This window comes from Marichromatium purpuratum 984 (assembly GCF_000224005.2).
GTDB lineage: Bacteria > Pseudomonadota > Gammaproteobacteria > Chromatiales > Chromatiaceae > Marichromatium > Marichromatium purpuratum.
Window position 1 is genome coordinate 2,944,906 of record NZ_CP007031.1, and the last position, 22,996, is coordinate 2,967,901.

Consider the following 22,996-nt stretch of genomic DNA (forward strand, 5'->3'; position numbering starts at 1 on the left):
TGCCGAGTCCGACCACCCAACCGACGGCGTGACGACACGACGAGACCTCAGTCGCGCTCGGCCTCCAGCGCGCCGAGCCAGCCGAGGTCGTCGAGGATGGCATAGAGCGCAGGCACCAGCAGCAGCGCGGCGAGCGTCGCGGTGGTCAGCCCGAAGGCCAGGCTGGTGGCCAGCGGGATGAGGATCTGCGCTTGCAGGCTCTTCTCCAGCAGCAGTGGAGTCAGCCCGGCGATGGTGGTGATCGAGGTCAGCAGGATCGGGCGGAAACGCGCCCGCGCCGCTTCGGCGGCGGCCTCGATCACCGCCGCGCCGCGCGCCCGCGCGGCGCGGATGAACACCACCAGCAGGATGGAATCGTTGACCACCACGCCGAACAACGAGGCCATGCCGGTGATGCTCGGCATCGCCATGTCGATACCGAGCGCGAGATGGCCGAACACCACCCCGATCAGCGCCATCGGGATCACCACCATCACCGTCAGCGGTGCCAGATAGCCGCGAAACTGCAGCGCCAGCAGCATGTAGACGCCGATCAGTCCGAGTGCCACGTTACGCACGATCGACTGCCCGGTGAGCCGCGACTCGCGGATCTCGCCGTGGAACTCCACCTGGATCTCCGGGTAATGCGCGCGCAGCTCTGGCACGAACTCGGCCTGAGCCAGACCGAGCAGCTCACGGGCATTGACCAGCTCACGGTCGACCTCGCCCTGGATGGTCACCGCACGGCGCCCGTCGATGCGGTGGATACGCGCCCAGCCGCGCACCTCCTCGACCTCGGCCACCAGCGACAGCGGCACCAGCACGCCGTCGGGGCCGATCACCATGAAGTCGTCGAGATCATCGAGCCCCATCCGGTCGGCCGCCACCACCCGCAGATTGACCTCGTAGCGCTCGCGCCCGACCTGGAACTCGTCGATCTCCACCCCCTGGAAGGCGGCGCGCACCTGCTCGGCCACCGCCCGGGCATCAAGCCCGAGGACATCGGCGCCGGGCTTGAGCCGCAGCCGCAGCTCGCGCTTGCCGGGGCGCAGGTCGTCGCCGAGGTCGAGCACCCCGGCATGCCGCAACAACCAGCGCTGGAACTCGCCCGAGGCCGCGCGCAGCCGGTCGAGATCGGTACCGAGCAGACGGATGTCGATCGCCCGCCCCGCCGGGCCGATCGCCGGTTCGGTGTACTTGATGTTGATGACATCGGCCAGCGGACCGGTCTCCTCGCGCCAGGCGGCAAACAGGTCGTCGAGGGCGAAGGCGCGCCGCTCGGCCTCGAGCAGGTCGACCACCACCCGGGCGACATGGGCACCGCCCTCGTAGGCATCGGGGTTCTGGCCGAAACGCACGGCGACGTGTCGCACCAATGGTGTGTCGTCGGGTTGCCCGGCCATGACCCGCGCGGCGGCACGCCCGAGCGCCGCCTCAAGTTCCCTCACCACCGCCTCGGTACGCGCCAGCGGCGTGCCCTGCGGCAACAGCACCCGGGCCTCGATGACATCACCGTCGAGTTCGGGGAAACCGACGAACTTGAGCCGCCCACCGGCGACCATCGCCACCGAGACCAGGAGCAGCATCAGCGCCAACCCGAGGGTGAGATAACGCCACGCCAGGGCGCGATCGACCAGCGGCCCAAAGACCCCGTCGCGCAGCCACGCGAAGCCGCGCTCGACGCCCTGGCGCAACCGCGAGAGCGGACGACCACGCTCGCGTGCCAGGACGTGATTGAGATGATGGGGCAGGATCCAGAACGCCTCGATCAGGCTCACCGAGATCACCAGTAACAGCACCACCGGCATGATCCGCAGGATCTGCCCGAGATCCCCGCCGATGAACACCAGCGAGCCGAACACCAGGGTGGTGGTGGCGAAAGAGGCGAGCACCCCGGGCAGCACCTCGCGCGCGCCCGCGATCGCCGCCTCGGCGGGGGCGGCGCCGCGCACCAGCCGGGCGGCGATGTTCTCGGCGATGACGATGGCATCATCCATCAGCAGGCCGATGCCGATCAGCAGCCCGACCATCGAGATCATGTTGACGGTGATGCCGAACAGCGGCATCAGCACGAAGGCGCCGAGAAAGGAGACCGGCAACCCCATGGTCACCCAGAAGCTGTAGCGGATACCGAAGAACAGCCACAGCACCAGGAACACCAGTGCCAACCCCTGAAGACCGTTACGCATCAGCATCTCCAGCCGGTCGCGCACCATCGAAGCGACGTCCTGGGTGAGCGCGAGCGCGACCCCGGCGGGGGCGCGGGTCCGCTCGGCGGCGACGAAGGCGCGCACCGTCTCGTAGATGTCGAGCACGTCCTGGTCGAGCGTCTTGCTCACCACCAGCAGCGCGGCGCGCCGTCCGTCGAAGCGCACCTGGTCCTCGGGACGATCGAAGCGGTCGGTGATGGTGGCGATCTCGCCGAGACGGATCTGTGCCCCGCTCGCCCCCGAGATCACCACCAGATCGGCGAAGTCGGCGGCGCGCTTGCGCTGATCGTCGAAGCGCAGCAGCAGATCCTCGTCCGGTCCCTCGATCCAGCCGAGCGGAGTGCCGACGCTGTGACGAGCGACGACCTCGGCGACCTCGGCGGCGGACAGACCGTACTGGCGCAGCCGCCAGGACGGGATCTCGAGACGGATGTGATGATCGGAGAAGCCCTGGATCTCGATCTGGGCGATCTCGGTCTCGGCCAGCATCCGCGCCTCGAGATCCTCGGCATACGCCTTGAGCGCGACCGGATCATCGGGGCCGGTGACCGCCACCGCGATCACCGGATCGGTGCGACCGAGTTCGCGTACCACCGGGCGTTCGGTCTCGTCGGGGAAGTCGTCGATGGCATCGATCTCGGCGTTGACGTCGTCGAGAAAGCGCATCATCTCCGCGCCCTCGCGCATCACCGCGACCGCCACCCCCTGACCCTCGGTGGCAGCACAACGCAGCTCGTCGAGATCGGTGACCGCCTCGAGCGCGTCCTCGACACGACGACAGATCGCATCCTCGACCTCGTCCGGGGTGGCGCCGCGATAGACCACCCGCACCTCAACCTCGTCGTTGGCAACCTCGGGCAGGGTCTCGCGCTGCAGACCCGGCAGACTCGCCAGGCCGAGGATCATGATCGCGGCCATCAGCAGGTTGGCCGCGGTCTGGTGACGGGCGAACCAGGCGATCATGGTTGCACCGCCTGGGCGCGCAGCATCCGCCTCAGGCGCTCGTCGGGCTCAACGGCCAGACGCATGCCCTCGACCACCGGCACCAGATCGGAAACCACCACCCGCGCCCCCGGCTCCAGCCCTGCGGCGATCACGCTCAGCTCGCCCTGGGTGTAGCGCACCTCGACCGGACGACGGCGCAACCGATCCTCGGCGTCGGCCACCAACACCGCACCGTCGCGCACCGCCAGGCGCGGCACCACCAGCTGCTCGCCGGCCGGACGACCGCGCAGCACCACCTCGACGAACATGTTCTTCGACAGCGGCGGGCGATAGCCGGGGCGGATCTTGTCGAAGGGGCGATCGACCGCAACCACCACGCCCATGGTGCGGGTGCGCGGGTCGACGGTGTCGTCGAAACGCACGAACTCGGCCCGCCACTCGGCGACATGGTTGCCGAGATCGAGCCGCACGCGGGCCTCGACCCCGGTGACCGACTCGACCAGCTCGCCGAGCCGGGTGACATCGACCTCGATCGCGGGTCGATCGAGGAACAGCCGACGCAGCGCCGCCAGCGGCACCTGCGCCTCGATCTCCATGCGCTCGACCATGTCGCCGACGAACAACCGCTGCCCGACGCCGACGTACTGCTCGGCCTCGACCGCGAGATCGGCCACCCGCAGCTCGAAGGGTGCGGTGATGCGAGTATGGGCGAGATCGCGCTCGGCGCGCCGTGCCTTGGCCTCGAGCAGGGCCTGCTGGGCGGGGATCAGCGCCAGGGTGTTGTCGAGTCGTCGCACCTCGGCACGACTGGCGAGCAACGCCCGCTCCGAGTCATCGACCACGCTCTGCGAGGTGGTGCCCTGGCGGATCAGCCGCTGGTTACGGACCAGCGCCGCCTCGGCCAGCTCGAGATTGCGCCGCTCGATCACCAACAACGCCTCGGCGTTGCCGCGCTGCACCTCCAGATCGGCGAGTTCGGCGCGCGCCTGCGCCAGCAGCAGCTCGTAATCGACCGGGTCGATGCGCAACAGCTCACCGCCGGCAGCATGGATCTCGCCCTCGCGCAACCTCGGGTGGATCCACACCACCCGCCCGGCGACCTGGCTCACCGCCGCCCACACCCGTTCGGGCCGCACCGAGCCATAACCCTGGGCGGTCGGCGCGAGCGCCACCAGGCTGGCCTCGACCACCCGCGCCGCGCGTACCGGCTCGGTCGGCTCGACCAACGCCGGCGGCTCGCGCCCACGCACCATCAGCACCAGGGTCAGGACACCCAGCATGATCGGGGGCAAGAGCAGCAGTCGACGCCAATGACGCGGCGGTGCTAAAGGCATGACTCGTCTCCCTCAATATGACCGGCGAGGGCGCTCTCGGCGAGCGCGGCAACCACCCGGCGAATGTGGACGAGGTCGCACTCGTCGAAACCCTCGCGACCCATGTAACGCAGCAATGCGGTACGACCGGCGCGGAAGATCACCGCCTGGCCGATCAGCGCATGGGCGATCACCCGGATCTCGTCGTCGTCCGCCGGGCGACCGCGCGCGCGTCCGATCAACTCACCGAGCACGTGATGAACGGGACCGAACAGGGTCTCGTAGAGGATCTCGAAGGCCTCGGTCGGTCGCCCCTGCTCGCGGATGATCAGGCCCGGCACGTGACGGCCGAACTCGTCGCCGAGCAGACGCGAGGCCAGACGCCCGATCAGGTCGCCGACCAGTCGTCGACATTCCTCGGGGCTGGCGTCGGCATAGGCGGTGCGGATCCACGACAGGTCCTCGTGCAGCAGCGCACGCATGCGCTCGCCGAGCAGCCGTGCAGTGGCCAGATAGAGCCCGTGCTTACCGCCGAAGTGGTAGGAGATGGCGGCGAGGTTGACCCCGGCGGCAGTGGCCAGCTCGCGGATACTGACCGCATCGTAGTCACGCTGGCCGAAGGCCTCGAGCGCAGCCGCGAGCAGACGCTCGCGGGTCTCCTGGGTAGAGGGTCTGGTGGTCATCACGGGCTCGCTGATCAGGAACATGCCAGAAACATAGTTCAAACGAACGTTTAATTCAAACGATCGTTTGAAATTTATCCCCACAGAGACACGGCCAAATCGCTGGCGGCGGTTGAGTCAGTCTCCAGCCACCAGTGGGGAAGCTTTCGCCGACTCCCCTCAACGCCCTCGTCCCCTTCACACCACTACGGTTCAACTTCTGGAGGGTGGAGGGTGGAGACTGATGGCTGACGGCTGACGGCTGATGGCTGACGGCTGACGGCTGACGACTCGCGAAAAAACCGCCCACCACCCCCTTCAAACCCTTCGCGTCCTTCGCGCCATTGCAGTTCAATTTCCTGGAGGCTGGAGGCTGGAGGCTGGAGGCTGAAAGCTGAAAACTGGCAACTGAACGACCCAGGCGCCGGATTACCCGGCGCCCGACTGGCATGGACGGTCTAGAACTTGAACCGCCCGACACGCTCCTGCTGTTCGGCCGCGAGCTGTGCCAGCTCACTCGCAGCATGGTTGATCTGGGTCGAGCCGGCAGCAATGCTCTCGACCGCCTGGGTGCTGTTGATCAGGTTGCGATCGACCTCCTGGGAGACGGCCGACTGCTCCTCGGCGGCGCTGGCGATCTGGGTGTTCATATCCTTGATCGCGCTCACCGCCTGGGTGATCTGATCGAGCGAGTTGCCCGCCTCGGCGGCCATCTCGACACTCTCCTGAGCCTGACTGCGACCCTGCTCCATCACCGTCACCGCCTGTCCGGCACCGGACTGCAAGCGCTCGATCATCTCCTGGATCTCGGTGGTCGAGGCCTGGGTGCGACTGGCCAGGGTGCGGACCTCGTCGGCGACCACCGCGAAGCCGCGCCCCTGCTCGCCGGCGCGCGCGGCCTCGATCGCGGCGTTGAGCGCGAGCAGGTTGGTCTGTTCGGCGATGCCGCGAATGACATCGAGCACCTTACCGATCTCCTCGGAGTCGGCCGAGAGCCGGCCGATCACCCCGGTCGCCTCCTCGACCTGCCGCGACAGCGCCTCGATCGAGCCGACCGCGCGAGCGACCACCTCACGACCGGCGCCCGCGTCCTGATCGGCCTGGCGCGTCGCCTCGGCCGCCTCGGTCGCATGGCGCGCGACCTCGGCGACGGTGGCGGTCATCTCGTTCATCGCGGTGGCGACCTGATCGAGTTCGGCCTGCTGACGACGGACCTGCTCGTCGGTCTGCTCACTGGTGGCCGAGAGTTCCTCGGCAGCGGCGGCCAGCCGCTCCCCTCCCCCGGCGACCTGGGAGACCAGCTCGCGGACCTTGGCCTGGAACAGGTTGAAGGCGACGGCCAGTTCGGCCAGCTCATCCTTGCCGAGGGTCTCGATCTCGCGGGTGAGGTCGCCCTCGCCCTCGGCGATGTCGCGCATCGTCTCCGAGACACCATGGATCCGGCTGACGATGACCCGCGCCACCAACAGCATCACCCCGACGCCGACGGCGATGCACAGCACCGCCACGCCGAGCATCACCGTCGCGGCCCGCTTGGCGCTGGCCTCGGCCTGGTCGGCTGCGGCGGTGACCACGTCCATGGGCACGGCCACGCCGACCGACCAGGGGTGCTCGTCCTCGCCGAGGCGGATCGGCACGAAGGCCAGCAGCTCACCGTCCACCTCGCTCACCGTGGTCTTGCCGGCCTGAATGTCGTCGATGATCCGCGCCGACTCGGGGTGCAGCTCAGAGAAGGGCTTGCCGACCAGATCCGGTCGCCGGCTGGAAGCCACCAGCGTCCCCTCATAGGAAACCAGGGCGATCTTGCCCCTGCCCTCATAGAGGGTTGAGGCGACCTCCTCGATCAGGCGCTGCAGATGCGACAGCGCGATATCGACGCTGACCACGCCACGGAAGCGATCGTCGCTGGTGATCGGCACCACCACGGAGGTGATCAGTTGCTCACGTCCCTGTATCTCGTAGAGATAGGGATCGATCACCCGCTCCTTGCCGGTGCGCTTGGGGATCAGGTAATAATCCCCAATCCCCGCCACGTCGTAATCATGCGCCGCCTCGAGCACCAGCTCGCCATTGCGCCCACGCGTCCAGTAAGGAATGAAGCGACCACTGGCGTCGGTCCCAGAGGTGTTGGCGAATTCGGCATCCATGCCGTCGAAGGCGTTCGGCTCCCAGACGCTGTAGAGACCGGCGAAGCCGGGGTTGTTCTGCAGCACCGAACGCAGCATCTGGTTGATGTCGTCGCGACTGTAAAAGGACATGTCGTCGGACCAGAGCCCGGAGGCGAGCACCCAGCCCCACTCGGGTACCAGACGACCATAGGACAACTTGGGCGTGGTGCCACCCTCACCCGGCCGGGTCCAATCGTAATAGATATAGCCGCCCCCCTCCGCGCGAGCTTGATCACTGAGCGCGACGAAGAAGTTCTCGTTCCGTCCCATCGCGGTGTTGTAACGCGGATCGTCCATCACCAGCCCCTCGAGCTGGGGTTGATGAGGGTGCATGAGCATGCGCGGATAGGGCGTTCCCAGATCCTGGATCCACAGATAATTGTCGCCGTCATAGCGCATGCTGCGCACCAGCTCGATGGCGCGATCCTGGGCCTCGGCCAGCGGCATCTCGCCGCGCTCGGCCGCGCCAACCAGGGGAGCGATCGCCGAAGCGGCCAGATCGGAGACAACCTCCATGCGCTTGTAGCGTGCACGCAGCCGCGTCCAGTCCGATTCACTCAGTGCCTCGCCCTCTTTGTACGCGGCCGAGGCGAAGGCCTGGGCCAGGCTGCGTACCACACCGAAGGCGCGATCGGCATCGCCCTTGATGATCGCGGCCTGCTCACGCGCGGCGTTGACGATGAAGGCACGACCGTTGTCCAGCGCGTCTTCGCGCTGCTGCTCGGTCATCTGTTTCATCTGATGCAGGGCGTAGGCGGTAATCCCTCCGCCGAGCACGATCAGTGTCAGCCCCGACCACAGGGCGATCTTGAAGCCAATCGAATGTCGATTGAGTAGCGTCACACTAATATCTCCTCACTTCACTGTCGGACGCTCGCGCCTGCGTTGACACGTCCCCCCGGACCGCTCGTCGCATCCAGCGCGAACCCGGGCAAGAGATCAGCCTTTTCCGCGCCAGTCCATGTCGAGTGACAGACAGTGTGTGTCAGATCAAGCTTTTTGATGAAAGCGGCTCAAGTCCGTCATGCGAATCGCAGCCGCTGGCGGGAGACCGATCAGCAAGCCCGACGGCACGATACCATCAACTCGCACGCGCGCGCGTTGGAGCAACCGCCACCAGACATCGCAAGACCGGCATCGCGACGACGCTCTCGACACACAGCCTCAACGCACCATCGACCACCTTGGCGAGTCGTCAAGCCGTCCCCATCCACTGCTCCAGACAGGCCCGCCCAATGTCCCGCCAGGATCTCACCATGCGCCAACCCAACCCCGCCTCTCTCGCCCGGCACAGGCTCATCGCACGCCTCATACAGGTGACAGCGCTGATGCTGCTGTGCGGCGCGGCCACCCTGGCCCAGCCGGCCAGGGCGACGACCGAAACCCCACCGCTCAACGTGATCTGTGACCTCTGGGCGCCCTACCAGATGGTCGTCGACGGCAGGCTCGACGGCTTCAGCACCCAGGTGGTGCGCCGCATCTTCGAGCGGCTCGACGTGGCCGTCCGCGAGACCCGGATCTACCCCTGGAAGCGCGCCATCATCATGCTCGAACGCGGTGCCGCCGATGCGCTCTTCTCGGCCAATCACACCGACGCGCGCGACGAATTCGCCCTCTATCCCGGACAACCGCTGGTGGAAAGCCCCTGGGAACTCTGGACCTCCCGCGAGTTGGCGGCGACCTACCAGGGACTCGACGACCTGCGAGGGCGCAAGGTCGGCGTGGTCCGCGGCTACAGCTACACGCCGGAGTTCTGGGCATTCGTCGAGCGCCACCGGGTCTACGAGGCGGCCGAGAGCGACGAGCAGAACTTCCGCAAGCTCCAGGCCGGGCGGCTCGACTTCGTGATCGCCGAGCACGGCAACGCCCACCACATCATTGAGCAACTGGGGATGCTCGACAGTGTCGAGCCGATCACCGCTCACCCGATCAAGACCGACGGGCTTTACATCATCTTCAGCAAGGCGCGCGTCTCTCCCGAACTGGTCGAGCGTTTCTCCGTCGAACTCGACCGTTTCAAGCAAGAACCTGAGTACCAGCAACTCCTGCGGGACTATCTCGGCAAGGGCCAGACACACTGAGCGAGGCATGTGGGGGTTGACATCCAGCACGCGAGAGACTAGCGTTATCGCAAACGATAACGATTGTCATTTGTAAGACTTCACCAACGCGAGACTGGAGACCGAGCGCCGTGACCATGCCATCCGTTCCCTCGACAGACAGCCACCGCCAGGGCCACATCTGCCGCAAGAGCCCGCCGCAGATGCGCAGTATCGACAGCCGTACCCTGCTCGGTGGTCAACACCTGCTGCTCATCGACCATGCCGGTGAGCGCTACTTCCTCAGGATGACTCGCAACAACAAGCTGATCCTGACCAAATAGTCCCGGCCGGCGCGGCGCCGACTCTGGCCCCCACAGCCAGTCCCGTTCGCCGCGCGGCCCCGCCGACAGGACCAGGAACATACAGATTCCCGACATGGACATCGCCACACCAGAACCCGCGTCAACCGGGGCGGCAACGCCACCCCGGACACCCCCGCCAGCCCTGACCCAGGGGCATCGCTGCGCCGCACGGATGCGGCACCCTGTCGACACCTCCCCAGCGGCACGCGAACACCCTCGCCCCACCGCTACCGAGAGCGTGTCTCCGATGACGACCTCAGAGGTACAGGACATGCAGGACATCACCGACCAACTCGCCGCCCAGGATCTCTCCCGACTCGCGCCCGGCGAGCTGGAATCGCGATTGCGCGAACTCATCCGTCGCTATGCGCGCGAAGGCTCGACGCGCCATGCCCGGGCCGTGATCCAGCACATCGAAGCCCTCTATCTGCACCCTGCCGGCAGCCGCGATCCCGACCAACAGAGCCATCTGCGCCGCTTCGCCCGGCACTGGCGCTGGCTGGCCGAGCAGCGTACCGGCACCCTGGCGCATAGCCACTGAACGACCACCACCGTCGCCCGCGACCTCCGGGCACGAAACCAGGCCGCGCCAGCCCGCCGACGCCCGCCAGCCGCACCTTCCCGGCCAGTGATACCCGCGCCCTGTCCGCGCCCGGACACGGACCGCCTCCAGCCTGATCGACAGGAGCCGCAGATGCACGCCAACGCCACCCGCCCCGCCACCTTCGCCTCGGTCATTCCACTGCACCCGGGCACACCGCCAGCACGGCGAACCTGGCCCGAACTACTCTGGGACCTGGGGTGTCTCGAGCAGCTGTGGATCGAAACCGAGCTGCCCGGCGTGCGGCTGACCCAACAGGCGCGGCTACAGGGCATCCGAGTGCGTGATCATTACGCCTGGCTGGAAGGACGCGGTTTCGCCCTGCACGGCTTCCTCGCGCATTGGCAACGCCTGCGCGCCCAACCGCGCGGGCTGCGCATCGAGGACGCCAGCGGCAGCGCGCTGCTCGAACTCTCGCTCGCGCGCGATGCCAGCGACTTCGCCCTGCGCACCCTCCTCCACACCCACGCCACCGTGACGGATGAGCGACCGCACGCGTCGAGTCCCGGCCGCCTGCACACGTCGCCGTCCACCTGGCAAGGCCCGGAAGATCCGGCCATCCGGCACGACCTGGCCGAGGCCTGCGGCTGGTTGAGGCTCCACCCGCCCCGGCTGCGCGATCACGGCCGGCTCACCTTGGTCGATCACGAGCTGGTCGGGTGTCTGTTCGAGGCCCTCGCCGACCAGGGGCGCGCACTGCGCGTGCTCACCGGCACCCGCGGCGTCGCCCAGCGCTTCAGCGGCGTCTTCCATACCCATCACCGCCGCTCCGGCCCCTGGCTGCAACTCATCGGCGACGGCGCGCGGATGCGTCTCGACACCGCGGCGGTCGACAGCGCCTGGGTGTTCCAGCGCACCGGCACCTCCAGGCGCCAGCTACGCCTGTATGACGACAGCGGTCGCGCACTGGCGATCATCGAGGATCATCCGGCACTCGACGGCAGCGAGGACCCGATCTGGCGCACCTTGATCAACGCGCTCTCGGACTGACTGAAAACACATAACGTGTTAACTTGTTGGCGCGCCACCCCGGCCGACAACAGGAGCACACCACCATGTCGACACCGATCCGTCTCGAGGCGTTGCGCGAGGAGTACACCCAGCTCTTCAACAGCTGTACGACCGTCCCGGATCACGCCGGCGCCGTCGCACGATTGGTCACGCGTATCCTCGCCCAGCAGGAGCGCTATCGCGCGCTCGGCGCCATCGCCGCGGTCCCCTGGCCGGTGATCGCCGTCATCCACGCGCTCGAGTCCGGGCTGCGCTTCGACCGTCATCTGCACAACGGCGACCCGCTGCACGCCCGCACCCGTCGCGTCCCCGCCGGTCGACCACCAGGCGAGCCGCCGTTCAGCTGGGAGCGCTCGGCGCTCGACGCGTTGCACCTGAGCGGGCTTGCCGGCTGGCACGACTGGGGACTGGCCGGCACCCTGTTCCGGCTCGAGGCCTACAACGGCTGGGGCTATCGCAAGTACCACCCGGAGGTGCGATCGCCCTACCTGTGGTCCTTCTCGGGGCACTACGGCAAGGGCAAATATGCCGCCGACGGCCGCTTCGACCCCGAGCTGGTCTCGCGCCAGTGCGGCGCAGCGACCCTCCTCAAGGCGCTCGAGACGCACGGCGTCGAGGTCTTCGACGAGCCGGCGACGGCGGAGACGACCGGCGCGCCCGCCACACTCGACTACCCCGGAGTGATGCTGCGCCAGGGCGTGCGCGACAGCGCGCTGGTGCGCCGGGTACAGACGCGACTCAATGTCCTCGGCTGCGCGACTCCGGCACTGGTGATCGATGGCGACTTCGGCAGCAAGACCGAAGCGGCGTTGCGACTGTTCCAGGCACGCAGCGAGGACCCGCGCGGCGAGCCGCTGGTGGTCGACGGCATCCTCGGGCCGCTGACCTGGGCGGCGCTGTTCGGCGCCGAGCCGCCCCGCAGGCGCGCCGCCGACAGGCTGCTGACCAAGGTGCTGGAGATCGCCCGCGGCGAGATCGGGGTGCGCGAGGAACCATTGGGGTCGAATCGCGGCCCCCGGGTCGAGGCCTATCTCGCCAGCACCGGACTCGACGGCGGCCACCCCTGGTGCGCGGCCTTCGTCCACTGGTGCTTCGCCGAGGCCGCGCACGGCCTCGGCATCGACAACCCCTGCATCAACACCGCCGGGGTGCTCGATCACTGGAACCGGGCCGGACACGAGGGGGTGCGCCGCATCACCCAGGCCGAGGCGAGCGCCGACCCGGCACGGGTCCAGCCCGGCGCGATCTTCGTGATCGACACCGGCGACCCCGGCGGCGCCGGTCACACCGGATTGGTCGAGCGCATCGAGGGCGTGCGGCTGGTGACCATCGAGGGCAACACCAATGTCGCCGGCGGGCGCGAGATCGGCGTGCTGCGCCGACACGGCCGCAAGATCAACAGCATCAACAAGGGCTTCATCGACTACGCCAACAACGGCTGAGCGCGCTCAGTCGGGCTCCGCCACCGACTCGACCCGGGCGGTGAAGCGCCCACCGCTCACCCGCACCCCGACCCGCTGCCCCGGGGCGAGCACACTCGGATCGCGCACCGGGGCGCCGCCCGGCGGCTGGGTGACCAGAGCATAGCCACGCGCCAGGGTCGCCAGCGGACCGCGCGCGTCCAACCCGGCGACCGCGCGCGCCAGTCGCGCGCGCTGGCGCTCGAGCTGCGCCGCCTGCCCCTGATGCAGCCGCCGCTCCAGGGCCGCCAACCGTACCCGCGCCGGCGTCAGGCGCCGCCCCGGATGACAGCGCTCGAGACGATTGGCGAGCGCGTCCAGACGCTGCGTCTCGTGCCGCAACCGCACCGCCAGCGCCGCGCGCAGCCGCGCCTCCAGACGATCGAGCTGCTGGGCGCGCTGTTCGAGCCGGGCGCGCGGGTGGAGCAGCCGCAACCCACGCTCCAGCCCCTGCACCCGCCGCCGTTCGGTCTCAATGCGTTGGCGCAACGCCAGCGCCAGCCGACCCTCGAGCCGATCGAGCCGGGCGAGCAGCGGCTCGCGTGCCGGGGCGACCAGCTCGGCCGCTGCCGAGGGCGTGGGCGCGCGCCGATCGGCGACCAAATCGACGATGCTGAGGTCGGTCTCGTGCCCCACCCCGCTCACCACCGGGATCGACGAGGCGGCGACGGCGCGCGCCAGGGTCTCGTCGTTGAACGCCTCCAGGTCCTCGCGCGCGCCGCCGCCACGGGCGAGGATCAGCGCGTCGCACTCGGCACGGGCATTGGCCTGCGCCAGCGCCGCGAGCAGCGAGGCCGCGGCACCCTCGCCCTGCACCTGGGCCGGGTAGATCAGTACCGCCAGCCCCGGCTGACGCCGTCGCAGCACCACCAGCAGATCGTGCAGCGCCGCCCCGCTCGGCGAGGTGATCAGCCCGACCTGACACGGAAAAGCCGGCGGCGCGCGCTTGCGCTCGGGCGCGCACAGGCCCTCGGCCTCGAGCCGCGCGGCCAGGCGCTCGAAGGCCAACCGCGCGGCGCCCTCGCCGTCGGCCTCGACCGACTCGACGATGAGCTGGAAGTCACCGCGCGGCTCGTAGAGCCCGACACGCGCGCGCACCACCACCTGCTGACCATTGGCCGGACGCATCGCGAGCGACCGCCCGCGGCCGCGGAACAGCGCGCAGCGCACCGCCGCGCCGCTGTCCTTGAGAGTGAAATAGAGATGTCCCGAGGCCGGCGCGGCGAGATTCGAGACCTCGCCACGCACTCGCAGCGGAGGGAAGGCGCCGTCGAGCACCGCGCGCACCTCGCGATTGAGTCGCGAAACCGTATAGACCTCGGGATCGAACACTGCAGACATCAATCAAACCCCACGACCAAGGGAAAACGCTAGTTTACAAAAACAAATATAAGTTTTATAATTTCAGGTTACCTTCCACCCTGCGCCATCCCCGGAGCCCTTTCACCCATGCGTCTGATCCAGGAAGCCCTTACCTTCGATGACGTCCTCCTCGTCCCGGCTCACTCCACCGTGATCCCGAGTGAGGTCGACTTCCAGACCAAGCTCACCCGCGAGATCGAGTTGCGCATCCCGTTGGTGTCGGCGGCCATGGATACGGTGACCGAGGCACGGCTGGCGATCTCGATGGCGCTCGAGGGCGGCATCGGCATCATCCACAAGAACATGACCATCGAGCACCAGGCCCGCGAGGTACTGACGGTCAAGAAGTACGAGAGCGGCATCATCCGCAACCCGATCACCGTCTCGCCGCACCTGAGCATCGGCGAGGTGGTGCAGATCACCCACGCCAACAACATCTCCGGCGTGCCGGTCACCGACAACGGCGAGCTGGTCGGCATCGTCACCGGTCGCGACCTGCGCTTCGAGAAGCGGATGGACGCCCCGGTCTCGGCCATCATGACCCCCAAGGAGCGACTGGTCACGGTGCGCGAGGGCGCCGACCGTCAGGATGTCATGAACCTGCTGCACAAGCACCGCATCGAGAAGGTACTGGTGGTCAACGACCGCTTCGAGCTGCGCGGCCTGATCACCGTCAAGGACATCCAGAAGGCCAAGGACTTCCCCAAGGCCTCGCGTGACAGCCAGGGCCGGCTGCGCTGCGGCGCCGCCGTCGGCGTCGGCAAGGGCACCGAGGAGCGGGTCGCGGCGCTGGTCGAGGCCGGCGTCGACGTGGTGGTGGTCGACACCGCCCACGGCCACTCCAAGGGCGTGCTCGACCGGGTGCGCTGGGTCAAGCAGCACTACCCCGACGTGCAGGTGATCGGCGGCAACATCGCCACCGCCGAGGCGGCGCGCGCGCTGGTCGAGGCCGGCGCCGACGCGGTCAAGGTCGGCATCGGCCCGGGCTCGATCTGCACCACCCGCATCGTCGCCGGTGTCGGCGTGCCGCAGATCACCGCAGTGGCCAATGTCACCGAAGAACTCAAGGACAGCGGCGTGCCGGTGATCGCCGACGGCGGCCTGCGCTTCTCCGGCGACGTCGCCAAGGTGATCGCCGCCGGCGCCAACAGCGTGATGATCGGCGGCATGTTCGCCGGTACCGACGAGGCACCGGGCGAGGTCGAGATCTACCAGGGTCGCTCCTACAAGTCGTATCGCGGCATGGGCTCGCTCGGCGCCATGGGCGCCACCGAGGGCTCCAGCGATCGCTACTTCCAGGAGAACACCGACAAGGAGAAGCTGGTGCCCGAGGGCATCGAGGGCCGCGTCCCCTACAAGGGCAGCCTGCGCAACGTGGTCCACCAGCTCGTCGGCGGTCTCGGCTCGAGCATGGGCTACACCGGCTGCGCCACCATCGACGAGATGCGCACCAAGCCGCAGTTCGTGCGGGTGAGCGCCGCGGGCATGCGTGAGTCGCACGTCCACGACGTGCAGATCACCAAGGAAGCGCCCAACTACCGCATCGACAACTAAGCCCCATCGCGGCGCCCGAGGGCGCCGCGATGCGCTTTGCGCCGATGCTCCGGGCGCGGTCGGGTCGGTCGGACCCGCGCGGCGGCGACCGGGGTGGCGCCAACCCCTAGCAGCAGATCACCAATGTCCAGCCACACCTCCAACATCCACGCCGACCGCGTCCTGATCCTGGACTTCGGCTCCCAGTACACCCAGCTGATCGCGCGCCGCGTGCGCGAGGCCGGCGTCTATTGCGAACTCCACCCGTGCGACATGGACGCGCAGGCGATCCGCGACTTCGCCCCGCGCGGCATCATCCTCTCCGGCGGCCCGCAGTCGGTGCACGAGGCCGAGACCCCGCGCGCCGATCCGCTGGTCTTCGAGCTCGGCGTACCGGTGTTCGGCATCTGCTACGGCATGCAGACCATGGCCGCCCAGCTCGGCGGCAGCGTCAACGCCGCCAACCACCGCGAGTACGGCTACGCCCAGGTGCGCGCACGCGGTCACTCGCGCCTGCTGCGCGACATCGAGGACCACACCAGCGCGGACGGCTTCGGTCTGCTCGACGTGTGGATGAGCCACGGCGACCGCGTCGAGAGCCTGCCCGAGGGCTTCACCGTCATCGCCGAGACCGACAACGCCCCGCTCGCCGGCATCGCCGACGAGAGCCGCGGCTTCTACGGCGTGCAGTTCCACCCCGAGGTCACCCACACCCGTCAGGGCAAGCGCATCATCGAGCGCTTCGTCCACGACATCTGCGGCTGCGCCAGCCTGTGGACCCCGAGCAACATCATCGACGACAGCATCGCCCGCATCCGCGAGCAGGTCGGCGGCGACAAGGTGCTGCTCGGACTCTCCGGCGGGGTCGACTCCAGCGTGGTCGCGGCGCTGCTCCACCGCGCCATCGGCGATCAGCTCACCTGCGTGTTCGTCGACAACGGCCTGCTGCGTCTCGGCGAGGGCGATCAGGTGATGCGCACCTTCGCCAACCACATGGGCGTGAAGGTGATCCGCGTCGACGCCGAGGAACGCTTCCTCGGTCGGCTCAAGGGCGTCTCCGACCCCGAGCAGAAGCGCAAGATCATCGGCAACACCTTCATCGAGGTGTTCGACGACGAGGCCAGCCGCATCGAGGACGTCAAGTGGCTCGCCCAGGGCACCATCTACCCCGACGTGATCGAGTCGGCCGGCGCCAAGACCGGCAAGGCCAAGGTCATCAAGTCGCACCACAACGTCGGCGGCCTGCCCGAGGAGATGAACCTCTCGCTGGTCGAGCCGCTGCGCGAGCTGTTCAAGGACGAGGTGCGCAAGATCGGCGTCGAGCTGGGCCTGCCCTCGGAGATGGTCTACCGCCACCCCTTCCCCGGCCCCGGGCTGGGCGTGCGCATCCTCGGCGAGGTCGAGAAGGACTATGCCGAGACCCTGCGTCAGGCCGACCACATCTTCATCGAGGAGCTGCGCGCGGCCAACCTCTATGACCAGGTCTCGCAGGCCTTCGCCGTGTTCCTGCCGGTGCGCTCGGTCGGCGTCGTCGGCGACAACCGTCTCTACGCCCACGTCATCGCGCTGCGCGCGGTCGAGACCATCGACTTCATGACCGCCCGCTGGGCCCACCTGCCCTACGACTTCCTCGAACGCGTCTGCCTGCGCATCGTCAACGAGGTCAATGGCGTCTCACGCGTGGTCTACGACATCACCGGCAAGCCGCCGGGGACCATCGAGTGGGAGTGAGGTCGGGAGGGCTGTCGCCGGAGTGTGTTGCTGGCGGCAGCTAGAGATCAGGAAGAGAGGAAGAAGCCCGCGTGAGCGGGCTTTTTTTGTTTCTGCAGGAGGGGGAAGTGTAGGATTTGGTGGTTGGGGGAATTGGAGTCTGGAATCTGGGTGTCCTTTTTCTTGCGGGGAATATGATCACACGGGATGCAACACCTAAGCCGCGACCTGCACGGCTTGCCGTGCGCCGGCGCAGCGCGCAGCTAATGCGCGGGCGGAATTGACTAGCTGGCAAGCTCTCGGATATGGTTCGGGATGACAATTTTGTGACGAATTCAGCACTAACAGACCCAAGACGCACTTGCTAGTTGCAACTGGATTACCGATTATGATTGGCATCTTTCCCTCCGACATCCCCGCTCCATGGTGGCTTCGTCTTCCCATCTATCTTCTGAGGTTTTTTCGCAAGACAAGCCTTGGAAGATATTTTGCTTTCCATTTCCGCAATCGGCTCGATTTATTCCTTTTTGCGGAGTTACACCAAAAGGCGATACACGACATTCGTTCTCTTACGACTGCCCAATTGACGCTTGCGGAAAATAAGGAGCTTGCTTATGAGCATTTCGAAAGAGTCGCAGATTCTTGTAGAGACGTAATGGCCAATACGCTCGAAGTGTCGCCAGAGCAACTACATGCAACAATAAAAATATTCGCTGAGGATGATTGCCACGAAGCCATCATCGGCCCCAACGATGGCGGCGGCATGAACGCGGAGGAGCACGAAAAGCTGATCGATAGAATCGGAGAACTTAAAGTATACACGCTTGCGCGTTCTACAGATTCTAGCAACTATTGGTCGGGCAGGCCGTTTGATGTCGGCAGCAATCATTTTCATTTAGTTAGAGAGAACTCGAGTTTCGCGTCTATTTTGGGGGTGAAAGACAAGTACAATGATTGGCGGAGAAAGGCCTGCAATTGCTTTGTCGAAAACAGACTGACAGAACTCGCTAAACTTGAGAAATATGCGAACTCTGGGGTTTATTGGCAAGACCATTACTTGGCGGCAGCGGTCTTCCCGATAAGATATACACATCATGTAACCAGGCAACCGATTGTGGTTGGCTTTCTGACGTTCGATGCCAAACATGCGGTTTTCGGCGCGTTTGGGGCGTACCCTGATATCTTCAATTTTGCAGATCCGATCAAGTATCGGGATGCGCTTTGGTCGAAAACTTTTTTCCATGTCGGAGGAATCTTGGCTGACACTCTAATGCCAGGGCTGCTGCAGTATCACCGGAATCGGGGCAGCAACTTAGACAGCATATAAATGTCGAGGATCAGAATGAAAAAAACCGCCGCTTTGAACAGGTTTGAGAAGTTGCTTGAGATGCGTGAGGATTGGCCGTCAAACGAGGGGCCAAGCGGCATTGTACAAAAACTGGATAGAGGTCTACTGGAGATAGCCGATCGGCATTCCAGGGCTGCTCAGGGAGAGCAATCTCGTCGAGAGCAGAGAGAGACTAAGGGAAAATCCCCCGTTTGAGCATCAGCCAAACGAATGGAGCAGGGAGGAACGCCAGTAACCAGTACTGTCAACTCAAGGGGGCCTTGAAGAATCGCCATCCCGAAGTGTCGCCGTACTCGTGATACATTTTGGGGCATCCCTGTCCCAAAGTGACTGCGCTCGGCGACAGCCTTCTTGCCCCGATTCGCCCGGGTCTTGTAAGGGGCACCGACAACCATTTACGGGTCTTATCAAACAGGTAAAACTGTCAACTCCCCCTTTTTAGGTCCATCCATAAATAGACACTGCGGTATGTCCGCGGCGGTTGAGAAACTCGATGGGTGAAAGATCGCCGAGCGATTCGTGCGGTCGGCGTAGGTTGTATTCGTCGAGCCAGTCGTCTGCCTGTTGGCGAACCTCCTCGAGGGTGTTGAAGAGCCAGGCATCGAGGACCTCGCGGCGGAAGCTGCCGTTGAAACGCTCGATGAAGCCGTTCTGGGTCGGTTTCCCGGGGCTGATGAAGTCGAGGGCGATGCCACGTTCGGTGGCCCAAAGTAGTAAAGGGACACCCATTTACCGTTGACGCTCCCGCTCCCAAGGCGCTCTCCTACGCTTCCTCCAACACCTCCAGCGGAGATGCCCCATGACTCGTCCCCGCGCCTCGCTCGTCTCCTTGTCTAATACGCCTTGGTATCACGTCGTCACGCGCTGCGTGCGCCGGGCGTATCTGCGCAGTATAAAAGCAGTATAAAAGGACACCCACTTACCGTTGAAATAAAGGGACACCCATTTACCGTTGACGCTCCCAAGGCGCTCTCCTACGCTTCTCTCAAGATCCCCAGCGGAGATGCCCCATGACCCGTCCCCGCGCCGTGCTCGTCTCCTTGTCCGATACGCCCTGGTATCACGTCGTCACGCGGTGCGTGCGCCGGGCGTATCTCTGCGGCTTCGATCGGCTGACGGGGCGTAGTTTCGAGCATCGGCGCGGGTGGGTGGAGTTGCGGTTGCGTCAGCTCGCCGGGGTGTTCGCGATCGATGTGGCGGCCTACGGGGTAAAAGGACACCCACTTACCGTTGACGCTCCCAAGGCGCTCTCCTACGCTTCTCTCAACACCTCCAGCGGAGATGCCCCATGACTCGTCCCCGCGCCTCGCTCGTCTCCTTGTCCGATACGCCCTGGTATCACGTCGTCACGCGCTGCGTGCGCCGGGCGTATCTGTGTGGCTTCGATCGGTTGACCGGGCGGAGTTTCGAGCATCGACGCGGGTGGGTGGAGTTGCGGCTACGGCAGCTCGCCGGGGTGTTCGCGATCGATGTGGCGGCCTATGCGGTGATGAGCAATCACGTGCATCTGGTAGTGCGGGTGGATGCCGATCGGGCGGCGGGGTGGTCGGATGATGAGGTGCTGCGGCGCTGGCGGTGTCTGTTCCGCGGGCCTGTGGTGGTGGAGCGGTTCTTGTCGCCGGCGACGCGGGCGGGGATGACCGAGGCGGAGCTGGATGGGGTCGCGGGGTTGGTCGCGATCTATCGGGCGCGGCTGGCGGATCTCTCGTGGTTCATGCGGGTGTTGAACGAGTCGATCGCGCGGGCGGCGAACCGGGAGGACGGGGTGCGGGGACGGTTCTGGGAGGGACGCTTCCGTTCGCAGGCGATCCTCGACGAGACGGCGCTGTTGGCGGTGATGGCCTATGTCGATCTCAACCCGATTCGGGCGGGGATTGCGGAGGCGCCGGAGGAGAGTGCGCATACCGGGATTGCGGCACGGATCGCCGCCTTGCGTGCGGGCGATGAGGGTACGGCGATCGGGCAGCACCTCGACGTGGCGTACCGCCCGAATGTCGGGCCGGAGACATCACCAGAGATCTCTCCCGATTCGCAACGACCGATTCCCTACCAGCGCAAGACACCAGCCAGCCACGCACCCACACCGCCCGAACCCGAGAACGACGCCTCACCGGACGCCCGCAGCACCAACCTCTGGGAAGCGGCCCTCAACCGCCTCCCCCCTGCCCCACTACTACCCTTCGGCAACCCCGCCGAGGTCCCGGCGGCGATCCCCTTCACCTTCGGCGACTATCTGACCCTGGTCGACTCGCTCGGTCGCGCCCTGCATCCACGCAAGCGCGGGGCGATCCCGGCGGAGCTGCCCGACATCCTCACCCGGCTCGGAATCGCGCCGGAGCGCTTCGTCGAGCACGCGGGCTTCCTGCTCAAGGGGTTCGGTGCCGCGATCGGTGCGCCAGAGCGACTGACCGCACTCGCCGCACAGCGCGAGTGTCGTTATCTGCGGGGATTGCGGCGCGCCCGACTGTTGTTCTCGGCTGCTTGAAGGAAGGTCACCCCAGCGTCTCAGGGAAGACTCGTAGCGGACCGTCTTCCGCTCAAGGCCGGTATCATTCGATGGGGAACGCGCCCGTTCAGCCCGCGTGACCGAGGTAGCCCTCGATCATGGGCGTCCATTCCGGGCTCTGGATCATGCGCAGAATCCACCGATTGACGGGCTCGCGTAGCTCGGTCTCCGGCGGAAGCGCGATGCCGTAATCCTGCCGCAGCAGAATGCCCGGCAGCACACGGAGTTCACCGGCATGCTCCGAGCTGACCAGGTGTCTCAGGATAGGCAGGTCATAGACGACGGCATCGGCCCGCCCGGCCAAGTAAACACAAGTAAAAAACACAAGTAAAAAGACACCCATTTATCAGAGCTGCTGACGACGGCGCCGCGCAAGAACGGTTGGCAGTTGGCCGAGATATTAGGCGAGCGGCGTCCGGACGGGGTGCAGCAACTGCTCAACATGGCACGCTGGAACGCCGAGGCAGCGAGCTAGGTGCTGAACGCCATAACGTCTCACGCAAAGAACGCTATAATCTCATCCGGCCTTCTTAAAGATCACTAACATGACAAGCTGGCCTTCCCCACGACTGAGAATCGATGAGGTCACGGGCGCCACTCTCGGTCAGTGAGAGGCGTGGATTTGCCACGAGCCGACGCCAGAGGAGGCCCTGGGCGGGCCGCTTTGGAGGGTCGATCAAAGACAACTGTCATCCATGTGCACCTGAAGGTTCCCCATGAAATCCATCCGTGTCGAGCGCGCCCTCAAGAAGCTGGGCGCCGACATCCGCGATGCACGGCGGCGCCGGCGCATCAGTACCGAGCTGATGGCCGAGCGCATGGGCGTTTCGCGCGGAACGCTCAACCGCCTCGAAGCTGGCAATCCAAACGTCGCGATCAGCGCCTGGGCCTCGGCCCTGATGATTCTCGGTAAGCTCGATGCGCTCGCGGAGCTGATCGACCGGACGAAAGACCCGCTCGGGCTGGATCTCCTCGAGGAGCAGTTGCCGCAGCGCATTCGCGGAGGCCGGGTGCGGTGAGCACGTCCCTGGTTGTCACTTTGGATTGGCTGGGTGAGCGTCTGACGGTCGGCCAGCTCGATATCTTCACCAGCCAGCGGGGAACCGAGCGCTATCAGTTCACCTATGATCGAGACTGGTGCCGGACGGGCTTCGCCATCGATCCCGACTTGGACCTCTTGCCAGGGATGCCCTTTCAGGCGAGCAAGCTGTGGGGCGCCTTCCAGGACATCGCCCCCGACCGCTGGGGACGGCTCGTCCAGGACCGGGTTTTCGACCACTACCTGAGCGAAAGCGATTACCTCCTGGGGGTCTCCGATCACATGCGGATGGGTGCCTTGCGATTGAGTCGCGCGGAGGCTCCCGGAGAATTCCTAGCCCTAACCACGAACGTTCCGAAGCTGGTCCATCTACGGGCACTGGAAGCGGCGATCGCACGCCTGGAACAAGGCGTACCGACCGGTGCCGACCTCGCGCTCCTCGCCCAGCCGGGCTCATCCCTCGGCGGCGCCCATCCCAAGGCGGCGATCGAGGACAAGGGCAAGCTCTATATCGCCAAATTTCAATCCCGGCTCGATACCGAGCGGGTAGGGGCCTGGGAGGCGACTATGCTGGATCTCGCGGGAGCAGCGGGCCTGCGCGTGGCGAAGCATCGATTGCTCAACGCGAGCGGTGAGCGACCTGTGCTGTTGGTGGAACGGTTTGATCGACAACAAGGAGGAAGGGTTCCGTTCGCCTCGGCCATGACCCTGGCTGCATAGAAAGGGACACCCACTTACCGTTGAC

General features: G+C 66.2%; 18 protein-coding genes and 1 pseudogene. 12 read left to right on the forward strand and 7 right to left on the reverse strand.

Translation table 11 applies throughout. From position 1 onward, the window contains the following. Nucleotides 1–47: 47 nt before the first annotated feature. The 4 genes from MARPU_RS12765 to MARPU_RS12780 form a co-directional block, all read right to left on the reverse strand. Nucleotides 48–3,152 carry an efflux RND transporter permease subunit gene (locus MARPU_RS12765; RefSeq protein ID WP_005221591.1) on the reverse strand — a complete coding sequence of 1,035 codons (3,105 nt, stop codon included), beginning with the start codon at nt 3,150–3,152 and terminating at the stop codon, nt 48–50. Further along, on the reverse strand, nt 3,149–4,468 hold the full coding sequence (locus tag MARPU_RS12770) for an efflux RND transporter periplasmic adaptor subunit (protein ID WP_005221589.1): 1,320 nt from the start codon (nt 4,466–4,468) through the stop codon (nt 3,149–3,151). The genes MARPU_RS12765 and MARPU_RS12770 overlap by 4 nt, the downstream gene beginning before the upstream one ends. Then, nucleotides 4,459–5,130 (reverse strand): CerR family C-terminal domain-containing protein, encoded by a 672-nt coding sequence (locus MARPU_RS12775; RefSeq protein WP_043763708.1) that lies wholly within the window; start codon nt 5,128–5,130, stop codon nt 4,459–4,461. Before MARPU_RS12775 ends, MARPU_RS12770 begins: the two co-directional genes overlap by 10 nt. Nucleotides 5,131–5,567: 437 nt before the next feature. After that, the gene (locus MARPU_RS12780) at nt 5,568–8,120 is read right to left on the reverse strand and encodes a methyl-accepting chemotaxis protein (RefSeq protein ID WP_005221585.1); all 2,553 of its coding nucleotides are present in this window, start codon (nt 8,118–8,120) and stop codon (nt 5,568–5,570) included. 485 nt (nt 8,121–8,605) lie between these two features. Between MARPU_RS12780 and MARPU_RS12785 the strand changes: the two genes are divergently transcribed. From MARPU_RS12785 to MARPU_RS17300, 5 genes are all read left to right on the forward strand, one after another. Continuing rightward, nucleotides 8,606–9,358: a substrate-binding periplasmic protein gene (locus tag MARPU_RS12785; protein ID WP_198015479.1), complete on the forward strand. Its 753-nt coding sequence runs from the start codon at nt 8,606–8,608 to the stop codon at nt 9,356–9,358. A gap of 182 nt (nt 9,359–9,540) precedes the next feature. Further along, nucleotides 9,541–9,660: a hemin uptake protein HemP gene (gene hemP, locus MARPU_RS18025; RefSeq protein WP_232229467.1), complete on the forward strand. Its 120-nt coding sequence runs from the start codon at nt 9,541–9,543 to the stop codon at nt 9,658–9,660. A 268-nt stretch (nt 9,661–9,928) separates the two neighbouring features. Continuing rightward, nucleotides 9,929–10,222, forward strand: a complete 294-nt coding sequence (locus tag MARPU_RS12795; protein WP_232229468.1) for an ATP dependent RNA helicase — start codon at nt 9,929–9,931, stop codon at nt 10,220–10,222. A gap of 153 nt (nt 10,223–10,375) precedes the next feature. Continuing rightward, nucleotides 10,376–11,272, forward strand: coding sequence for a hypothetical protein (locus tag MARPU_RS12800; protein ID WP_005221577.1), 897 nt, complete (start codon nt 10,376–10,378; stop codon nt 11,270–11,272). A gap of 65 nt (nt 11,273–11,337) precedes the next feature. Beyond that, nucleotides 11,338–12,735, forward strand: coding sequence for a peptidoglycan-binding protein (locus MARPU_RS17300; protein WP_005221568.1), 1,398 nt, complete (start codon nt 11,338–11,340; stop codon nt 12,733–12,735). Between the two features lie 6 nt (nt 12,736–12,741). Here the strand turns inward: MARPU_RS17300 and xseA are convergent, their stop codons facing one another. After that, the gene (gene xseA, locus MARPU_RS12815; RefSeq protein ID WP_005221567.1) at nt 12,742–14,094 is read right to left on the reverse strand and encodes an exodeoxyribonuclease VII large subunit; all 1,353 of its coding nucleotides are present in this window, start codon (nt 14,092–14,094) and stop codon (nt 12,742–12,744) included. A 108-nt stretch (nt 14,095–14,202) separates the two neighbouring features. Between xseA and guaB the strand changes: the two genes are divergently transcribed. The 3 genes from guaB to MARPU_RS17735 all read left to right on the forward strand — a co-directional run bounded on the left by guaB (nt 14,203) and on the right by MARPU_RS17735 (nt 18,685). Then, the gene (gene guaB / locus MARPU_RS12820) at nt 14,203–15,669 is read left to right on the forward strand and encodes an IMP dehydrogenase (protein WP_005221565.1); all 1,467 of its coding nucleotides are present in this window, start codon (nt 14,203–14,205) and stop codon (nt 15,667–15,669) included. A 123-nt stretch (nt 15,670–15,792) separates the two neighbouring features. Continuing rightward, nucleotides 15,793–17,379 (forward strand): glutamine-hydrolyzing GMP synthase, encoded by a 1,587-nt coding sequence (gene guaA / locus MARPU_RS12825; protein WP_005221563.1) that lies wholly within the window; start codon nt 15,793–15,795, stop codon nt 17,377–17,379. A 367-nt stretch (nt 17,380–17,746) separates the two neighbouring features. Further along, the gene (locus MARPU_RS17735) at nt 17,747–18,685 is read left to right on the forward strand and encodes a hypothetical protein (protein ID WP_005221561.1); all 939 of its coding nucleotides are present in this window, start codon (nt 17,747–17,749) and stop codon (nt 18,683–18,685) included. A 459-nt stretch (nt 18,686–19,144) separates the two neighbouring features. Here the strand turns inward: MARPU_RS17735 and MARPU_RS12830 are convergent, their stop codons facing one another. Then, a complete protein-coding gene (locus tag MARPU_RS12830) occupies nt 19,145–19,435 on the reverse strand; it encodes an integrase core domain-containing protein (protein WP_005221559.1) in 291 nt (96 codons plus the stop codon). Between the two features lie 281 nt (nt 19,436–19,716). Here MARPU_RS12830 and MARPU_RS12835 point away from each other — a divergent pair. Continuing rightward, nucleotides 19,717–19,965, forward strand: a pseudogene (locus MARPU_RS12835) (hypothetical protein); the annotation flags it as partial. A 29-nt stretch (nt 19,966–19,994) separates the two neighbouring features. Beyond that, the gene (locus tag MARPU_RS12840; RefSeq protein WP_005221555.1) at nt 19,995–21,191 is read left to right on the forward strand and encodes a transposase; all 1,197 of its coding nucleotides are present in this window, start codon (nt 19,995–19,997) and stop codon (nt 21,189–21,191) included. Nucleotides 21,192–21,279: 88 nt separating this feature from the next. Here MARPU_RS12840 and MARPU_RS12845 read toward each other — a convergent pair whose 3' ends face one another. Further along, complete coding sequence (locus tag MARPU_RS12845) at nt 21,280–21,555, reverse strand: type 2 periplasmic-binding domain-containing protein (protein ID WP_005221554.1); 276 nt, start codon at nt 21,553–21,555, stop codon at nt 21,280–21,282. A 373-nt stretch (nt 21,556–21,928) separates the two neighbouring features. Between MARPU_RS12845 and MARPU_RS12850 the strand changes: the two genes are divergently transcribed. After that, nucleotides 21,929–22,231 (forward strand): helix-turn-helix domain-containing protein, encoded by a 303-nt coding sequence (locus MARPU_RS12850; protein WP_005221553.1) that lies wholly within the window; start codon nt 21,929–21,931, stop codon nt 22,229–22,231. Further along, complete coding sequence (locus MARPU_RS12855) at nt 22,228–22,971, forward strand: type II toxin-antitoxin system HipA family toxin (RefSeq protein WP_005221552.1); 744 nt, start codon at nt 22,228–22,230, stop codon at nt 22,969–22,971. The genes MARPU_RS12850 and MARPU_RS12855 overlap by 4 nt, the downstream gene beginning before the upstream one ends. Nucleotides 22,972–22,996: the final 25 nt, after the last annotated feature.